Here is a 1,773-nt window from a genome sequence, read left to right as displayed (position 1 = left end):
ATATGAGGGACGGATTTGCCTACCCCTCGGCCTACACCCTTACCCCGGGACAACCACCGCCCGGGCTGGACTACCTTCCTGCGTCACCCCATCGCTTACCTACTACCACCTTGGATCGGCGGCTCCACCACTTTCCTTTCCCCGAAGGGTCCGGAACGGCTTCACGGCCTTAGCATCAGAGGATTCGATATTGGGCGTTTCAAAGCGGGTACCGGAATATCAACCGGTTGTCCATCGACTACGCCTGTCGGCCTCGCCTTAGGTCCCGACTTACCCTGGGCAGATCAGCTTGACCCAGGAACCCTTAGTCAATCGGCGCACACGTTTCTCACGTGTGTATCGCTACTCATGCCTGCATTCTCACTCGTGAACCGTCCACAACTAGCTTCCGCTGCTGCTTCACCCGGCACACGACGCTCCCCTACCCATCACAGCAGGCGTTGGCCCTATTGCTGCAATGACACGACTTCGGCGGTACGCTTGAGCCCCGCTACATTGTCGGCGCGGAATCACTTGACCAGTGAGCTATTACGCACTCTTTCAAGGGTGGCTGCTTCTAAGCCAACCTCCTGGTTGTCTCTGCGACTCCACATCCTTTCCCACTTAGCGTACGCTTAGGGGCCTTAGTCGATGCTCTGGGCTGTTTCCCTCTCGACCATGGAGCTTATCCCCCACAGTCTCACTGCCGTGCTCTCACTTACCGGCATTCGGAGTTTGGCTAAGGTCAGTAACCCGGTAGGGCCCATCGCCTATCCAGTGCTCTACCTCCGGCAAGAAACACACGACGCTGCACCTAAATGCATTTCGGGGAGAACCAGCTATCACGGAGTTTGATTGGCCTTTCACCCCTAACCACAGGTCATCCCCCAGGTTTTCAACCCTGGTGGGTTCGGTCCTCCACGAAGTCTTACCTCCGCTTCAACCTGCCCATGGCTAGATCACTCCGCTTCGGGTCTAGAGCGTGCAACTCAATCGCCCTATTCGGACTCGCTTTCGCTACGGCTTCCCCACACGGGTTAACCTCGCTACACACCGCTAACTCGCAGGCTCATTCTTCAAAAGGCACGCAGTCACGAGATACAGCAAGCTGCATCCGACGCTCCCACGGCTTGTAGGCACACGGTTTCAGGTACTATTTCACTCCGCTCCCGCGGTACTTTTCACCATTCCCTCACGGTACTATCCGCTATCGGTCACCAGGGAATATTTAGGCTTAGCGGGTGGTCCCGCCAGATTCACACGGGATTTCTCGGGCCCCGTGCTACTTGGGAGATGAGCAAGCAAGCCGCTGATGTTTCGTCTACGGGGGTCTTACCCTCTACGCCGGACCTTTCGCATGTCCTTCGACTACATCAACGGTTTCTGACTCGCCTCACAGCCGGCAGACTGTGAAAGCTCATTCCCACAACCCCGCATGCGCAACCCCTGCCGGGTCTCACACACATACGGTTTGGCCTCATCCGGTTTCGCTCGCCACTACTCCCGGAATCACGGTTGTTTTCTCTTCCTGAGGGTACTGAGATGTTTCACTTCCCCTCGTTCCCTCCACATGCCCTATGTGTTCAGGCATGGGTGACAGCCCATGACGACTGCCGGGTTTCCCCATTCGGACACCCCCGGATCAAAGCTCAGTTGGCAGCTCCCCGGGGCCTATCGCGGCCTCTCACGTCCTTCATCGGTTCCTGGTGCCAAGGCATCCACCGTGCGCCCTTAAAAACTTGGCCACAGATGCTCGCGTCCACTGTGTAGTTCTCAAGCAACGACCAGCCACCC

Annotated in this window: 1 rRNA gene (only partly in view); it reads right to left on the bottom strand. The window is 57.3% G+C overall.

What is annotated here, in order from left to right:
• Window positions 1-1,724, bottom strand: a 23S ribosomal RNA gene (locus tag ACZ6ZI_RS40195) (it extends 1,495 nt beyond the left edge of the window).
• Between the last annotated feature and the right edge of the window lie 49 nt (window positions 1,725-1,773).

The sequence above is a fragment of the Streptomyces sp. NPDC103540 genome (assembly GCF_055584445.1).
Note: the sequence above shows the minus strand (reverse complement) of the source record. Positions and strands in the feature narration are given on the sequence as shown.